10 protein-coding genes are annotated in these 16,432 nt (G+C 69.3%); all 10 read left to right on the top strand.

Going from position 1 to position 16,432, the window contains the following annotated elements:
* Window positions 1-678 (top strand): type VI secretion system-associated FHA domain protein TagH (tagH, locus tag DXK32_RS29780; protein ID WP_162801416.1); only part of this gene is annotated, 678 nt, incomplete at its 5' end.
* Window positions 679-738: 60 nt separating this feature from the next.
* Window positions 739-2,082 carry a type VI secretion system baseplate subunit TssK gene (gene tssK, locus DXK32_RS29775; protein ID WP_114861807.1) on the top strand — a complete coding sequence of 448 codons (1,344 nt, stop codon included), beginning with the start codon at window positions 739-741 and terminating at the stop codon, window positions 2,080-2,082.
* Window positions 2,079-3,470, top strand: coding sequence for a type VI secretion system protein TssL, long form (tssL, locus tag DXK32_RS29770; protein WP_162801415.1), 1,392 nt, complete (start codon window positions 2,079-2,081; stop codon window positions 3,468-3,470). Before tssK ends, tssL begins: the two co-directional genes overlap by 4 nt.
* Before the next feature lie 58 nt (window positions 3,471-3,528).
* Window positions 3,529-7,035 (top strand): type VI secretion system membrane subunit TssM, encoded by a 3,507-nt coding sequence (tssM, locus tag DXK32_RS29765; RefSeq protein WP_114861805.1) that lies wholly within the window; start codon window positions 3,529-3,531, stop codon window positions 7,033-7,035.
* Entirely contained in the window at window positions 7,035-7,751 is a 717-nt protein-coding gene (gene tagF, locus DXK32_RS29760; RefSeq protein ID WP_114861804.1) for a type VI secretion system-associated protein TagF, read from the top strand. The genes tssM and tagF overlap by 1 nt, the downstream gene beginning before the upstream one ends.
* Complete coding sequence (locus DXK32_RS29755; RefSeq protein ID WP_114861803.1) at window positions 7,748-8,569, top strand: PP2C family protein-serine/threonine phosphatase; 822 nt, start codon at window positions 7,748-7,750, stop codon at window positions 8,567-8,569. The genes tagF and DXK32_RS29755 overlap by 4 nt, the downstream gene beginning before the upstream one ends.
* Window positions 8,566-10,725, top strand: a complete 2,160-nt coding sequence (locus DXK32_RS29750; protein WP_114861802.1) for a serine/threonine-protein kinase — start codon at window positions 8,566-8,568, stop codon at window positions 10,723-10,725. The genes DXK32_RS29755 and DXK32_RS29750 overlap by 4 nt, the downstream gene beginning before the upstream one ends.
* Window positions 10,726-10,736: 11 nt before the next feature.
* Window positions 10,737-12,407 (top strand): alpha/beta fold hydrolase, encoded by a 1,671-nt coding sequence (locus tag DXK32_RS29745; protein WP_247877408.1) that lies wholly within the window; start codon window positions 10,737-10,739, stop codon window positions 12,405-12,407.
* A gap of 316 nt (window positions 12,408-12,723) precedes the next feature.
* Window positions 12,724-14,439: a ShlB/FhaC/HecB family hemolysin secretion/activation protein gene (locus DXK32_RS29740; protein WP_114861800.1), complete on the top strand. Its 1,716-nt coding sequence runs from the start codon at window positions 12,724-12,726 to the stop codon at window positions 14,437-14,439.
* 72 nt (window positions 14,440-14,511) lie between these two features.
* A partial coding sequence (locus tag DXK32_RS29735) for a filamentous hemagglutinin N-terminal domain-containing protein (protein ID WP_162801414.1) occupies window positions 14,512-16,432 on the top strand: 1,921 nt, incomplete at its 3' end.

Genomic DNA, 16,432 nt, shown 5'->3' with positions numbered 1-16,432 from the left:
CCAGGAAGGCGGCCAGAAGCGCCCCTTCCGCCGCCGTCCGCCACCCCGTCCCCCTCGGCCGCGGAAGGGGCGCTTCTGGCCGCCTTCCTGGAAGGGGCCGGGCTTCCCCCGACGGCGCTGTCCGGAACCGATCCCGCCGCCGCCATGCGCGCGGCCGGCTGCATCTACCGGCAGATGGTGGAGGGGCTGGCCGGTCTGCTCGCCGTTCGCGCCAGCCTGAAGAACGAGTTCCGCATCGACCGCACCATCATCGGCGCGCGGAACAACAACCCGCTGAAGTTCGCGGTCGATCCGGCCTCCACCGCGCAGCAGCTTCTGGAACCCCCGCGCCCCGGCTTCCTGCGGGGCGAGGACGCCGTCCGCGAAGGGTTCCGCGACATCCAGCAGCACGAGCTGGCGACCAGCGTGGGCATGCATTCGGCGTTGTCGGCGCTGCTGCGGCGCTTCGACCCGACGACGCTGAAGGAGCGGCTCGACCGCCAGTCCCTGCTCGCCAGCATCCTCCCGGCGGCCCGGCGGGCGCGCTACTGGGAGCTTTACGAGGACCTCCACAAGGAGATCGTCGCCGAGGCGGAGGACGACTTCCAGTCGCTTTTCGGACGGGAGTTCGCCCAGGCCTACGAGCGGCAGGTCCGGAACCTGTCCGCACCGGAGGATTCCCCGCCCCGGAAGGCGTGACCGTGCGCGCCACGGCGAGACAGCCCCAACCAATGCACCCGTTCAGCGGAGTCGAAGCGTATGTCGTGGGATAACAGGGTCGTCTGGTCCGAGGGCATGTTCGTCCTGCCGCAGCATTTGCAGCAGGCCGACCGTTATGTCGAACGCCTGGTCCGCGCCCGGGTCGCCGCGTTGCGCAGCTTTCCGTGGGGCCTGACCGGGCTGGAGATCAACCGGAACCTGCTGGCCACGGGCCAGTTCGCCGTGGCCCGGTGCAGCGGCGTGCTGGAAGACGGAACCCCCTTCTCCATTCCCGACGACGCCTCGCCGCCGCCGGCCCTCGACGTGCCGGACAACACCCGGGACTGCATCGTCTGCCTGACTCTGCCCATCGTCCATCCCGGCGGGGTGGAGATGGAGTTGGACGACGCCGCGCAGACCGTCGCCCGCTACGGCGCCCAGGAGGTGGAGATCGGCGACAGCGTGGGCGGCAGCAACGGCAAGGCGCGCCTGCACGTCGGTCGCCTACGCCTGCGCTACGCGCTGGAAACCGATCCGCGGACCGACACGATCAGCATCGGGCTGGCCCGCATCGTCGAGGTGCGCCCGGATCGCTCGGTCGTACTCGACGACCGCTACATCCCGCCCTGCCTGACCGCCGCCGCGTCGCCCGTCCTGACCGGCTTCCTCACGGAACTGCACGGGCTGCTGCGCCAACGCGCGGTGTCGCTGGCGGGCCGCGTGTCGGAATCCGGCGTGAAGGGGGTCGCGGAATTCGCGGATTACCTGCTTCTTCTGGTTCTCAACCGGTACGAGCCGGCGATCGCCCATCTCAGCCAGATCGGCGCCATCCATCCGGAGGACTTCTTCCGGACCTGCGTGCAGATCGCCGGAGAGCTGGCAACCATCTTCGCCAAGGGGCGGCGCGCGCCGGACTTCCCGGTCTACCGCCACGACGATCTGCAGAAGAGCTTCGCTCCGGTGATGGGCGAACTGCGCCACGCGCTGACCATGATGATCGAGTCGGCGGCCACGCCGATGCAACTCCAGCAGACCAAGTTCGGCATCTGGTACGCGCCATTGACCGACCGGACGATGCTGTCCAACACCAGCTTCGTGCTGGCGGTGAAGTCGACCGCCCCGGTGGAGACGCTGCGGGCCACCTTCCCCGGCCAGGTCAAGATCGGCCCGGGCGAGCAGATCCGCGATCTCATCACGTCGGCATCGCGCGGCATCCATATCCGTGCGCTTCCGGTGGCGCCGCGGCAGATCCCCTATCACGCCGGCAAGGTCTACTTCGAGTTCGAACGGAACGGGCCGCAATGGGACGCCATGCGCTCCTCGGGCGGATTCGCCATCCACATCGCCGGTGACTTTCCGAACATCGAAATGGATCTTTGGGCTATCCGCGAGGTGACGTCGTGAACGGAGACGATCCTTTCAACCCGTCGGACCGCACCGTCATCCGCCCGAATCCCGGCGGACGGCGCCCCGCTGCCCCGCAGGCCGCGCCGGCGTCCGGCTGGCCACAACAGCCCGTCGCTTCGGGCACCTTCCCGCCGCCCTCCTTCCCGCCGGACGCGGCGCCGGGCCGGGCCGGGCCGGCGGCCACGGCGGAGGCGGGCCGCGGACCGGTCCCGGGGGTGGGCCGGCCCGTCGCGGCGGCGGCGACCGGCATCCTTCTGATGGTGTCCAAGGTGCGCACGATGGTCGCCCCGCCGGACGTCGAGCGGCTGCGCGGCCTGATGACCGAGGAGATCCGGGCGTTCGAGCAGCGGCTGCTCGCCCTCGGTCTGCCCGGCGATCTGGTGCGCCACGCCCATTACGTGGTCTGCGCCACGGTGGACGACCTCGTGCTGAACACCCCCTGGGGCGGCAACAGCCTGTGGGCGCGGCAGGGCATGGTCGGCACCTTCCACCGCGAGACGGTGGGCGGCGAGCGCTTCTTCGACAATCTGGCCCAGCTCAAGGCCGATCCGGGCCGCAACGCCGGGGTGCTTGAGCTCATGTATCTGTGCCTCAGCCTGGGCTTCCAGGGACACATGCGCATCGCGCCGCGCGGCAGCGAGGAGATCGCCCGCCTGCGCGAGGATCTGCACCGCCTGCTGCGGCGCGGCGGACCGGACGACGGGCTGTCGCCGCACTGGATGGGGGTGCGGGAGCCGGCGCGGCGGCTGTCCGCCATTGTTCCCCTGTGGGTGATCGGCGCGGTGGCCGGCGCGCTGCTTCTGCTCGCCTATGTCGGCTTCAGCTTTGCGCTGAGCGGCTCCTCGGACAGCCTGTTCGGCCGTCTGGCCGCCCTGCCGCAGCGCGGCGTCGTGCTGATCGCCCGGCCGCCCCTGCCGCCACCCACGATTCCGGATCGGCACCAGCAGGCGCCGCGCATCAAGAAATTCCTGGAGCGCGAGATCGCCGAAGGGCTGGTCACCGTGACGGAGACGATGGACAGCATCGTCGTGCGCATCCGCAACCGCGGCCTTTTCGCCTCCGCCAGCGCCACGGTGGAGGCTCCCTTCCTGCCGACCATCGAACGGATCGCCCAGGCGCTGGAAGGCGAAAAGGGCAAGGTCACCATCGTCGGGCACACGGACAACCAGCCGATCCGCTCGGTCCGCTTCCCGTCGAACTGGAACCTGTCGGTCGCGCGCGCGGACGCGGTGGCGGCGCTGATCGGCCGGTCCCTGTCCGACAAGACCCGCATCAAGACCATCGGCAAGGCGGATTCCGACCCGGTCGCCGGGAACGACACGCCGGAGGGGCGGGAGCAGAACCGCCGCATCGACGTGGTGCTCAGCAAGGCGGACGGGGCATGACCGGTCGCCGCCGCAGCTCCACGCCCCTTTCCTTCCCCACCTGCCGGATGGCGCGGTCATGACGTCCCTGCTCAACATCCTGACCGCCCGATGGTTCACGACGCTCGTCGGGGCGTTGGTCCTGTGTCTGCTCCTGTGGTTCGTCGGGCCGCTGGTCGCCATCGGCGACGTCCGTCCGCTGGACGCCGATCTCGTCCGCTTCGCGGCGGTGCTGGCCGTGCTCCTCGCCTGGGGCGTGGCGACCATGCTGGCGCTGTCCCGCGCGAAGAAAACCGACGCGGTCCTGATGGAGGCCGTAACCGGCGGAGCCGACCCGGCGGCGGCCGAGGTCGCCGCCCTGAAGGCGCGGCTGGACGAGACCGTCGCGGTCCTGCGCAAGTCCAACGCCGGGGGCGGACGGGGCAAGCGCTTCCTCTACGAACTGCCCTGGTACATGATGATCGGCCCGCCGGGATCGGGCAAAAGCACGGCGCTGGAGAATTCCGGGCTCGTGAAGCACACCGCCGGGCGGACCGGCCGCAGCGCGGTGCGCGGCGTCGGCGGCACCCGCAACTGCGAATGGCTCTTCATGGAAGACGCGGTGCTGATCGACACCGCGGGCCGCTACACCACGCAGGACAGCAACGAAGCGGTCGACGCGGCGGGCTGGCGCGGCTTCCTCGACCTTCTGAAGAAGACCCGGCCGCGCCAGCCGATCAGCGGCGCCATCGTCGCGATCAGCCTTGCCGATTTGGCCGGCGGGTCGGAGGCGGATCGCGCGGCCCACGCGCACGCCGTCCGCCAGCGGCTGAACGAGCTGCACGGCGCCTTCGGCGTGCGCTTTCCAACCTACCTGCTGCTGACCAAGAGCGATCTGGTCGCCGGCTTCACCGAGTATTTCGACGACCTCGACAAGGGCCAGCGCGAGCAGGTCTGGGGCGCCACCCTGCCCTATTCTCCGGATCCGGACGCGGCGGCCGAGCGCGGCTTCGCGCAGGAATTCGACCTGCTGCTGGAGCGGTTGAACAGCCGCCTGCACGACCGCCTGCAGCAGGAGACCGACCCCACCCGCCGCAGCCTCATCTTCGGCTTCCCGGCGCAGGTCGCATCCCTGCGGGAGCCCATCGCGCAGTTCATCGCCGACGTGTTCGAAGGCAGCCGCTATGAGCACAAGCCGCTGCTGCGCGGCGTCTATTTCACCAGTGGCACGCAGGAAGGCACGCCGATCGACCGTCTGACCGCGAACATCGCGCGGATGGTCGGGGCCGGACAGACCACCATCCCCCACGCCGCCGGCGGGGGGCGCGCCTATTTCCTGACCCATCTGCTGCGCGGCGTCATTTTCCCCGAAGCCAATCTGGTCAGCACCAACCCGCAGCTCGAACGGCGGTTGCTGTGGATGCAGCGCGGCGCCCTGGCGGCAACCTTCATGGCCACGCTCGCGGCGCTCGGCGCCTGGACCTTCAGCTTCCGGGAAAACCGCTCCCTCATCGCCGACGCGGAGGCCACCACCGACCGCTTCGTCCAGCAGATCGAGGACGTCCCGAAGAACGCCGGGCAAAACCTGCGCCTGGACACCGTCCTGCCGCCGCTGGACACCATGCGGGCGCTCGCCCTCAAGGAGGGGCAGCCGGCTCCGGTGGAGGCGAGCTTCGGCCTGTATCAGGGCGACAAGATCTACGCCCAGGCGGCCGGCACCTACAACCGTGCGCTGAACGCGCTCCTTCTGCCGCCGCTGGTCTACCGGCTGGAGGCGCAGATCCGGCAGAACCAGCAGAACACCGACTTCCTGTACGAAGCGTTGAAAGTCTACCTCATGCTGGGCGGCCAGGGACCGCTGGACGCTGGCTTCGTCCGCCAATGGATGGCGCTCGACTGGACCGCGCTCTATCCGGACCCGACCGGCGGGCCGATGCGCGAGACGTTGCTGGCCCATCTCGACGCGCTGCTGTCCGCTCCGCTGACCCCGGTGCCGCTCGACCCGCCGCTGATCGACCAGGCGCGCCGTCAGCTCGCGCGGTTCCCGCTGGCTGAACGCGCCTACGCCCAACTGCGTCAGGTTCCGGCCGCCCGCAAGCTGGCGGAATGGCGCATCGTCGACGTCGGCGGACCGGCGGCCGGACGGGTGTTCGCCCGACGGTCCGGCAAGCGGCTGTCGGACGGCGTTCCCGGCCTCTACACACGGGACGGCTTCTACACCGTGCTGCTGCCCAGCCTGACCACCATCGCCGAGGACATCGCCCGCGAAAGCTGGGTGCTTGGAGACCAGGGACAGGTCGACACCGGACAAATCGGGCAGTTGTCCCGCGACGTCCTGCAGCTCTACCTCAACGATTACATCGCCCGCTGGGATGGCCTGCTCGCCGACCTGACGCTGGTTCCGATGCAGACGGCGGCCGTCGCCGCGCACGTGGCGAGCGAGCTGTCCGGACCGGCGTCGCCGTTGCGCAACGTCCTGCTGGCCGCCGCCGCGCAAACCAAACTGGCCGCCGCCGCGCCGGACGCGCTGGCCACCGCCTCCGGCGTGGCGGCGGCGGCGAAACTGCCGGGGGCCGACCGGCTCGCCTCGGTCATGGCCACGACCACCGCCGCGGCCGGCGCTCTGCCGGAGCCCGGCAAGGCCGTGGACGACCATTTCGCGCCGCTGCACGGCTTCGTCGACGGCCGGACGGGGGTCGCCGGGGGATCGCTCGACGACCTGATGAGGCTGTTGAACGACCTCTACCTTCAGTTGAACCGCACGCAGGGGGGCGGGTCGGCCGGCGCACCCGGCGCGGCGCTCGGCCCCTCCCCCGCGCAGCAGATCGCCGCCGCGGCCCCGCGCATGCCGGGTGCCGTCGCGGCGCTGGCCCAGCAGATGGGCCGGGCCGGCTCCAGCGCCACGGTGGGCACCACCCGCACCGAGCTGAACGCCCAGTGGACGGCGCAGATCCTGCCCTTCTGCCGGCAGGCGACGGAAAACCGCTACCCGGTCTACCGTTCGGGCGCGGCGGACGTGACGCTGGCCGATTTCGCGAAGCTGTTCGGGCCGAACGGCCTGATCGACAGCTTCTTCAACCAGCAACTCCGCCCTTACGTCGACATGACGCGCCAGCCCTGGCAATGGCAGAAGGTGGACGGCGCCGACCTGGGCATCGCGCCGGCCGTGCTGGCGCAGTTCCAGCGGGCCATCGCCATCCGCGACGCCTTCTTCTCCGGCGGCGCCGGGCCTCTGGTCAAATTCGACCTCGTGCCCGCCGCGTTCGACGGCGGCGTGACTCAGGCCGTCATCGAGGTGGACGGACAGCCCGTCACGCTCGTCGCCGGCCAAACCCGCCCCCTTCCGGTGCAGTGGCCGGGGCCGAGCCCGCAAACCCGCGTGACCGTGAACGACACCCAGACGCCCGATCTGGTGGTGGACGGCCCGTGGTCGTGGTTCCGCCTGCTGGACCGCGCGAAGGTCGGCACCAGCGGCATGCGTGACCGGATGACGGTGACCCTCGCCGCCGGAGGCCGCAACATGGGGTTCGAACTGCGCGCCGGCAGCGTCCTCAACCCCTTCGCGATGAAGGAATTGAGCGAGTTCCGTTGCCCGGGGGCGTTGTGATGGCGGCCGAGGCGGAATGGGCCGGCGCCGGCTTCCACGGCAAGCTCCCGATCCGGGGCGATTTCGTCACCCGGAACCTGCCGGCACCGGTCGTGGAGGTTCTGGACGGCTGGCTGCAGGACGGCATCGCGGCCAGCCGCGACCGATTGGGGACCGGCTGGCTGGACCTTTATCTGACCAGCCCCATCTGGCATTTCGCATTGGACGCCGGCATCGCCGGCTCCTCCGCCCTGACCGGTCTGATGATCCCCAGCGTCGATCAGGTCGGCCGCTACTTCCCGCTGTTGGTCCTCGGCCCTCTGGCCGGGACAGGCAACCTGTTCGAAGGCGCGCTCCGCCATCGGTCCTGGCGCGAACGCGCCGAGAAGGCCGCCCTGCTCGCGCTCGACGAGGGCGTCGCCCTGGACCGGTTCGAACGGGAGGTCGCGGCGCTGGGCGCTCCGGACGGCAATGTTGCGGACGGCGGCAATCCGGTCGGGGAAGCGGGCACCACGCTCCTGCAAGCCGCCGCCGGCCTCGCGCAGGATACGCTGCGGGCGCGGCACGGCGAACGGATCAGCCTGTGGTGGACCGAAGGATCGGAGCGGATGACCCCGGCCCTGCTCGCCGCCGCCGGGCTTCCCCCGGCTGGCCTCTTCGACAGCCTGCTCGACGGCGAATGGGCGCGGCTGGACGGGCTCGCGGTGTCGGTGCGGCCCCTGGGAGTCCAAGCATGACCACACGCAGCCGAATCACCCCCCTCGGTCCTCTGACCGTCCGTTCGGCGGCGGCCACCCACGTCGGACGCGTGCGCAAGCTGAACGAGGACAGCCTGCTCGACCGCGCCGAGATCGGTCTGTGGGCTGTGGCGGACGGCATGGGCGGCCACCACCGCGGTGAGTACGCCAGCGCCGCCATCACCCAGGCGCTGGAGGCGATGGCCGCGCCGGACGGCGCGCCCGCCCTGATGGCCGCCGTCAAGAGCGGGCTGGAGGCGGTCAACGGACAGCTCCGCATCCAGGGCCAGCGCAGTGGCGGGCCGGTTGCCAGCACCGTCGTCTGCCTGCTTCTGTCCGGCTGGAACTTCGCCTGCGTCTGGGCCGGCGACAGCCGTCTGTACCTGCTGCGCGACGGGCGCATTTTCCGGGTCAGCCACGACCACAGCGTCGTGCAGGAGCTGGTGGATGCCGGTGCCCTGGACCCGGATGAGATGTCCAGCCACCCGCGCAGCAACGAGGTGACGCGCGCCATCGGCGCCGTCGACGACCTCGCGTTGGACATGCGGCAGGGCCGCGCGCAGCCGGGCGACCTGTTCCTGCTGTGCAGCGACGGCCTGACCAGATTCGTCGGCGATCGCGAGCTGGCCGCGCTGCTGGCCGCCACCGACCTTGCCGGCGCCGTCGACGCGCTGGTCGCCACCGCGCTGGAGCGCGGCGGGTCCGACAATGTCACGGTCGTGGCGGTCTCCTGCCAGGCCACGCCGGGCACGGACGATGTGGACACCCTCGTGCTGAAGAAGCGCCCCACCGCCATCGCCGATGAGTCCCTTCCATGACACAGCCGCCCAACGCTCCTTCCGCACCCGAGACCGATCCGGCCGACGGCAACGGGGCGCCGGCCCCGCTTCCCGGCTATACTCCAACGGTGATCGCTCCCGGCAGCGGACGGGGCGCCGCCCCATCGTCGTCCGGCCCCCCCTCCGGGCAAACCGACACGCGGGGCGGCGCCCGGAGCGATCTCCAGGCCGGAGCGGCCGGCGCGACGGTGGCGCCCCCCCCGGTGGTGGTGTCGACGGCCGGTCCATGGATGGGGTCCGGCGCATCCACACCCATCCAGCCCGGCATGCTGCTCAGCCACACCTTCATCGTCGAGCAGGTGGTGGCGCGCGGCGGCATGGGCGAGGTGTACCGGGCGCGCCATGTCGAGTTGAACACGCTGCACGCCGTCAAGGTGATCCTGCCCGAACTGGCCCAGGACCCCAAACTGGTGGACCTGTTCCGGCGCGAGGCCTCGGTGCTGCGGCAGGTCCGGCATGACGCGGTCGTCGCCTACGACGGCATCAACCGCGACGAGTTCGGCCGCCTGTACCTCGTCATGGAATTCGTCGACGGCCCCTCCCTGACCGCCCTCATGCGCGATGGCCCGCTCAGCGCTTCGGACGCGGCCGTTCTGCTGGACCGGATCGCCGCCGGTCTGGCCGTCGCCCATGACAAGGGCGTGGTTCACCGCGACATCTCCCCCGACAACATCATCCTGCCCGGCGGCCGGATCGAGCTGGCCAAGATCATCGACTTCGGCATTTCCAAGCAGACGACGCCGGACGCCGCAACCATCATCGGCGACGGGTTCGCCGGGAAATACTCCTACGCCTCGCCGGAGCAGGTCGGGATGCATGGGGGCATGGTCGACGCCCGGTCCGACATCTACAGCTTCGGCCTCGTTCTGGCCGCGGCCCTGCTCGGCCGGCCGCTCGACATGGGCAACTCGCCGCAAAGCGTGATGGAACGCCGCAAGCGGGTTCCCGATCTCGGCGCCGTTCCGTCGCCACTGCGGGAGGTGCTGACCGAAATGCTGGCGCCGGACCCGGCCAAGCGGACGCAATCGGCCGCCTCGCTGATCGGCGCCTGCAACGCCCGCTCCCGCACAGTGTTCAAGACTGGAGGCAGCGCCGGAAAGGGTCCCCGTCCGGTCGGGCTGATCGTTGCCGCCGGCCTCGCGGCCGCTCTGATCGGCAGCGTGATGGGCTATCTGGCGCTTTCCACACCAGCACCCGACAGCCCCGCCCCGGTGGTCATCGACAAGCCCGTCGTGACGACGGCCGAGGTCCCTCCACCGCCGCCGTCCATGGCGCCGGTGGCGCCGGCCGATCCTGCAACGCCCCCGACGACGCCCCTGGCAACGCCCCCCGCAGCGCCTTACACGGCGCCCTATACGACCCCGCACCGGACCGTCGCGGACGAGCCACCGGCGGTGGTTCAGCCGTCTCCCACCCCGACAGGAACCGCGCGGCCCGCACCGACGGCGGACGATGTGCGCGCGACCCTGGAGCAGGCCCGCCAGGGCCTGTCCTGCGCGGGCCTGCACATCGACCGTCACAGCGGCGGCCGTTTCGCGGTGTCGGGCTACGCCGGCTCGGACGCCGACCTCCGCCTTCTCGGCGAACGGCTGGGCGATCAGACCATGGCGGGCAGGATCGACCTCTCGCTCTCTGTCCGCCCGTGGCCCTTCTGCGAGGCGCTATCCATCGCCATTCCCCCCACCGAGGCCATGCGCGGCGAGCATCTCCGGATCGACCTCAACAAGCCGTCCCTGGTCTACCGCGACGGGGATACGCTGATGGTGACCGTCAAGGCCGGCATGCACAGCGGGCATCTCACGGTGGATTACCTGGATCTGGACGGCAACGTCGTGCACATGGTGCCCATGCCTCTGCGCCGCGACGGCCAGATCCGCGCGCGGCAATCGCTCACCCTGGGCGCCGACGCCACGAAGGTCGACAAGAACACGCGGGTCTACGACGTCTCCGCCCCCTTCGGGCCGGGCATGATCATGGCGGTGCTGACGGAGAAGCCGCTGTTCGGCGCGAACCGGCCCGAGGTCGAACGCGCCGCCGACTATCTTCCGGCTCTACGGGCAAAGCTGTCGAATCTCGGGGAAGGCAATCGCGAAATGTCCAGCGACGCCGTTTTCTTCGAGACGGTCGCCCGTTGAGGATGGGCCGCATGCCGTCGCTCCGGATCGGGCTGGCTGCCGCCCTACTCGCCGCCCTGGTGGGCGCCCTGGTGGGTGCTGCGTCCTTATGGGCGGTTCGTGGGGACCGGCCTCCCGCTGTGCCGGGACCGGCGGCAACGGTGATACCGGTCGCCGTCGCGCCGGCAACACCGGCATCCGCGCCCACGACACCCGCCGGACCGACCTACGGCGCTCTGCGCACGGCGCCGTGCCCATCGCCCGACCGGACAGCGCCGGCTCCGCCTTCCCCGCGCTGCGCGATCCTGACGGTGCCGCAAAATTGGGACCACACCGCCGGGCAGACCGTGGCGGGGCCGGCGGTGGCGGAGCCGGCGGTCGAGGTGTTCGTGACGGTGTTGCCGGCCACCGGGCCGGGGCCGCAGGCGGAACCGGTGCTGGTGTTGACCGGCGGCCCCGGACAGGCGGGCAGCGACGAGATCGGATCCGCCGGAACCGTGCTGAAGGCAATGCGGGCGCGCCGCGACATCATTCTGCTCGACCAGCGGGGAACCGGCCGCTCCGTTCCATCGCTCCGCTGCCCGGCCATGGACCCCATGCGCTTCTGGTACGGCGGCCTGACCCCCGACGATGTCTTGGGATGCCTCGGCCCGGTGCAAGCGGCTGGTTATCGTCTGGAGCATTTCGACACGCGACAGAGCGCGCTGGACGTCGCCGCCCTGCGGCGTGCGCTCGACATCCAGACCTGGAACGTTGTCGCGACATCCTATGGCACCATTCTGGCGCAGGAACTGGTCCGCGGGGACGGCGACGCCATTCGGACGCTGGTCCTGAATTCCCCGACAACGGCTTCCTCGACATGGCTGGACGCTGACCGGTTGGCGTCAGTGCAGCGCGCGTTCCGGATCGTGGTCGAGGATTGCGCTTCGGAGACGGCTTGCGCCCGGCATTTCCCGAGCTTGGCCGGGGCGGTGCCGCGGATTGCCAAGGCGCTGTCCGCAAAACCATTGGCCTTGCGGGTGCGCGATCCCCGCAACGGCCGCGAGACCGAGCTCCGGTTGGGGTGGCCCGTCATCGCCGGAACCCTGGCTTTTCATCTCGGTTCCGGCGCGGAGACGGTTCGGGTGCCCGCCATGCTGGATTATCTCGACAAGGTCAGCGCCGGACGTCGCGAGGCGGACGCACGGCTGCTGACGGACATCCTGGCGCCGGAACCCTTCTGGCAAATTTTCGATCACCTTGCCTACGGCCTCAATCTGGTCGTCGGGTGCCGGGAGAACCGCCCGCGCATCGATGCCCGTGCCGCCCGTGCCGCCGGCGCCGTCTATTATCCGCAGGTGGTGGCCGACTCCATCGAGACCGACTACGATGTCGCCTGCCCGGTGTTGCAACTGCCGCCGGCGGATCCGGCCTTCTACCGCCCTGTGGCGACGAACACACCCACCCTGATCCTGACCGGAGTCTACGACACGCTGTCCCCGACGGCGCGCTCCGACACCCTCGCGGCGACGCTCGGCGACGCCAAGGTCGTCCGCTTTCGCGGGCTGGGCCATGATGTGCTGAGCACCAGCTCCTGCGCCGCGGCTTTGGCCGCGCGCTTCGTCGAGTCCGCCGGAGCGGACGCACCGCAAGACTGCGCGGAACGTTTCCTGCCTCCGCCCTTCCACACCACGCTGGTCGGAGGCGGTGCGCCGACGCAGTGATGCGCCATCCCCCCGGAAAGCGCATCGGCGAGGGTCGACACTCGCGGGCAATCGGTGTCGCGGAACACTTTTTTGGAAATATCTTTTCAATCAATCGCCTGAAAGCACGATTCTCGGTCATATTCAATCGTATATGTAGCTTGACCTATCGCTTTTGCTCTTGTTAATAATTCATTTGAGCTATCTACGCCTTTTTGGGTGAGGAAAAACCGGTACACCGGGCAGCGTTGCGGTCTTCCCGCGCCAAAGCGCATTGAATTTGTCTCAACAGCCTTTTTCCCGTGTCTGGAAACGGCGCGAACTGTCGGAAGGGAAAATGCGAAAACTTCCCGGTTTCCTCCCCATTGGCATGTTCGGCCTTGCCTTGGCGGCCGTGGCGCAGACCGGTTTCGCGCAGGGTTTGTCACCGGACGCTTTGAGGGGACTGCGCCTGCCGGGCGATGTGGAGCCCGGACGGGGAATCGAACGCATCGCCCCGCCAACCGCGGATGACACGGAGCCCGGCGCCATCTCGGTGCCGCAATCCCCGACCAGCAAGGCACCGGCGGGAGCCGAAGGCGTGACGCTTGTGCTGACGGGCATCGAGTTCGCCGGGATGAAGGCGTACACGCGCGACGAATTCGCGCCGCTGTACCAGTCCATGATCGGCAAGACCGTAACGCTGGAAGCGCTGTTCGAGCTGGCCAACAAGATCGCAACGCGGTACCGCGAGGACGGCTATTTCCTGAGCCGCGCCCTGGTGCCGGCCCAGACCATCCGCAACGGCGTCTTCACGATCCAGATCATCGAAGGCTATGTCAGCGACGTCGTGATCGACGGTGACGCCGGCCCGGCCGAACCGCTGATCCGCGGCTTCGTCGAAAAGATCGTCGCGCTCCGCCCGGTTCGCCTGTCCGATGTCGAGCGCTATCTCCTGCTGGCCAACGACATTCCCGGCTACGCGGTGCAGAGCAATTTCCGGCGCTCCAGCACAACGCTCGGGGCCGCGCAGCTAGTCATCACCGCCCAACGCAAGCCGTTCGACGGCTACGCCACCGTCGACAATTACGGATCCCGCTATCTGGGGCCGACCGGCGTCGTCGCCGGCCTGTCGGCCAATTCCTTCACGCCCTTCGGCGAGCGGACCAGCCTCACCGCCCTGACCACGAGCCAGGTCCGCGAACAGAAGATGGGGCAGCTGACCTACGAGCAGTTCATCGGCAGCGACGGTCTGTCCGTTCAGGGATTCGCGCTCTACGGAAAGGTCGCTCCCGGATACCTGCTGGAACCGCTGGAAGTCCGCGGCGACACGTTCAAGTTTGGCGCGGGCCTGCGCTACCCGCTGCTGCGCTCGCGCGATCTGTCGGTCTATGCGGGGGGCGCCTTCGAATACCTGAACGGCGACACCGACGTGGCCAAGGCCAAATACACCCGGGACCGGCTGCGGGTGCTGCAGGGCAGCCTGACGGCCAGCATGCGCGACAGCCTGATGGGGGGCAGCGCGCTGACGTTCAAGATCCGCCAGGGCCTTCCCATCATGAACGCCAGCACCTCGTCCAGCCAGTATCTGTCCCGCGTCGGCGCCAGCGGGGAGTTTACGAGCTACAGGCTCGATCTTTCCCGCGTCCAGACGCTCATGTCACCGCTGGAACTCGTGCTCAGCGCCGCCGGGCAGTACAGCCGACGACCCCTGCTGGCGAGCGAGCAGTTCGTGGTGGGCGCCACCACCTTCGGGCGCGGCTATGACCCGGCCGCTCTGTCCGGGGACCGCGGCATCGCGGCGGCGGCGGAGCTGCGCTACCCGATCGCCCTTGGGCTCGATTTCCTCGATTCCGTTACACCCTATTCCTTCGTCAACACCGGTCACGTCTGGAACTGGACGGGGACGCAGCTCGAAGGGCATCTCTGGTCCACCGGCGCCGGGTTGCGGATGAACTTCATCGAAGGTCTCGCCGGTCATGTCGAGGTGAGCCGTCCGCTGACGACCACGATCATCGACAACGACAGCTCTCACAAAACACGATTCAATTTTTCACTGACTTACCAGTACTGACCCGGCCGGGGTCCGACAGCCCCGTTCCGGCAGACCAAAAAGAAGACAGTGGGCAGATAAGGGATGCGGATCATGCGGAAGTCCTCGGTGTCGAAAAGCTCGAAGACGGCCTCCCGCTTGCGGAATCGCGGCCCCCATCCCGCATCGGCCAAGCCGATTGGCGTCACCACCGTCCAGGGTTTTCAGGTTCCGCGCGGCCGATTCCTCGAAACGTCGGCCCTCACCAGCGTCCTTGCTCTGGCCGGCTGCCTGGCCGTGGGGGCTTTGGCCCTGAACGCCACCCCGGCCTTCGCCAATCCGGTGAACGGCACCGTCGTCGGCGGTTCGGCCTCGATCGGCGGCCAGCCGGGGGAGGTGGTCGTCCGGCAGTCCACCGACAAGGCGATCATCGACTGGCAAGGCTTCAGCATCGCCCCGGGCGAGATCACCCGCTTCGTGCAGCCCAGCGCCAACGCCATCACGCTCAATCGCGTCACCGGCGGCGCGCGGTCGGACATCGCCGGCTCGCTCCAGGCCAATGGCAACATCTGGTTGGTCAACCCCAACGGCATCCTGATCAAAAGCGGCGCCCGCGTCGATGTGGGCGGCCTGCTCGCCACCACCGCCGACATCCGCAACCAGGACTTCATGGCGGGCGCCTACAACTTCGATCGCGCCTCGGCCAATCCGGACGCCGGCGTCGTCAACGAAGGCACCATCACCCTGGCCGACCGCGGCATCGCCGCCCTGGTGGCGCCGCACGTCCGCAACTCCGGCGTGATCGAGGGGCGGCTGTCGCAGGTGCTCCTCGCCGGTGCGCCGACCTTCCTGGTCGATTTCCAGGGCGATGGCCTGATGCGATTCGAAGCCACCGGTGTGGTGGAGAAGGCACCCGAGGGCGTGCAGGAACTCGTCCGCAACAACGGCATCATCCGCGCCCCCGGCGGACGAGTCACCATGACCGCGCGCGCCGCGAGCGGCATCCTCGACAAGGTCATCAACACGGATGGCGTTGTCGAAGCGCAGAGCGTCCAGAACGTCAACGGCACCATCGTTCTGTCCGGTGAGGACAGCGGCACGGTGGCCGTGTCGGGTCGGCTCGACGTTCAGGGGAAGGACCCTGGAACGGTGGGCGGCACCGTTCAGGTCATGGGTCAGAAGGTGGCGATCGAAAGCGGTGCCCGGATCGATGCCCGGGGGCGCCGAGGCGGCGGCACCGTCCAGATCGGCGGCGGCCCGCAGGGGAAGGGGCTGCGCTTCAACGCGAAGCAGACCAAGGTCGCGGCCGGCGCCCACATCGACGCAAGCGCCACCGAGCGCGGCGACGGCGGTCAGGTCATCGTCTGGTCGGACAAGTCGACCGAGTTCAGCGGGTCGATCGTGGCGCGCGGCGCCGGGACCGGCGGAAATGGAGGATTCGCCGAAGTGTCCGGCAAATCCTCCTTGAGTTTCCATGGGTCGGTCGATCTCGCGGCGGCCGACCAAGGCCGGGCCGGCACGCTTCTGATCGACCCCACGGACATCGTCATCGACAACGCCGATTCAAACGTCACCGGCTCGCCGAACTACCAGCCCGACGGAACCAACCCGGCGGCGGCGACGATCGACGCCGCCACGCTCAGCGGGTTCCTCAACGCCGGAACCAACGTCACCATCGTCACCAACAGCAGCGGCTCGGGTTCAGGCAACATCACGGTCGCGGCGGCGATCGTCATGAACGGGGGCGGGAATACCGCCACCCTGTCCTTGCAGGCCGATGGCGGTATCACTGTTCTGAACACCGGCTCCATCACCCTCACAGCCGGCACATTGAACGTAACGATGAACGCCGCGGGCGGCGGCGTTGCGCTTGATGGCACCATCTCCATCAACGGCAACCTGTCCATCACCGCATCGGGGAGCATCACGCAGTCGACGGCGTTGACGGTGGGCGGAACCTCCTCGTTCGACGCCGGTGCCAACGCCATCACGCTGAGCAACGCTGGCAACGCCCTCACCGGATCGGTCACGCTGA

This window comes from Azospirillum brasilense (genome assembly GCF_003349955.1).
Taxonomy (GTDB): domain Bacteria; phylum Pseudomonadota; class Alphaproteobacteria; order Azospirillales; family Azospirillaceae; genus Azospirillum; species Azospirillum brasilense_B.
Note: the sequence above shows the minus strand (reverse complement) of the source record. Positions and strands in the feature narration are given on the sequence as shown.

Bases quoted from the DNA above. Each gene is read 5' to 3' on its own strand.
- tssK (WP_114861807.1), top strand. From the start codon at position 739: ATGTCGTGGGATAACAGGGTCGTCTGGTCCGAGGGCATGTTCGTCCTG.
- tssM (WP_114861805.1), top strand. From the start codon at position 3,529: ATGACGTCCCTGCTCAACATCCTGACCGCCCGATGGTTCACGACGCTC.
- tagF (WP_114861804.1), top strand. From the start codon at position 7,035: ATGGCGGCCGAGGCGGAATGGGCCGGCGCCGGCTTCCACGGCAAGCTC.
- DXK32_RS29755 (WP_114861803.1), top strand. From the start codon at position 7,748: ATGACCACACGCAGCCGAATCACCCCCCTCGGTCCTCTGACCGTCCGT.
- DXK32_RS29750 (WP_114861802.1), top strand. From the start codon at position 8,566: ATGACACAGCCGCCCAACGCTCCTTCCGCACCCGAGACCGATCCGGCC.
- DXK32_RS29745 (WP_247877408.1), top strand. From the start codon at position 10,737: ATGCCGTCGCTCCGGATCGGGCTGGCTGCCGCCCTACTCGCCGCCCTG.
- DXK32_RS29740 (WP_114861800.1), top strand. From the start codon at position 12,724: ATGCGAAAACTTCCCGGTTTCCTCCCCATTGGCATGTTCGGCCTTGCC.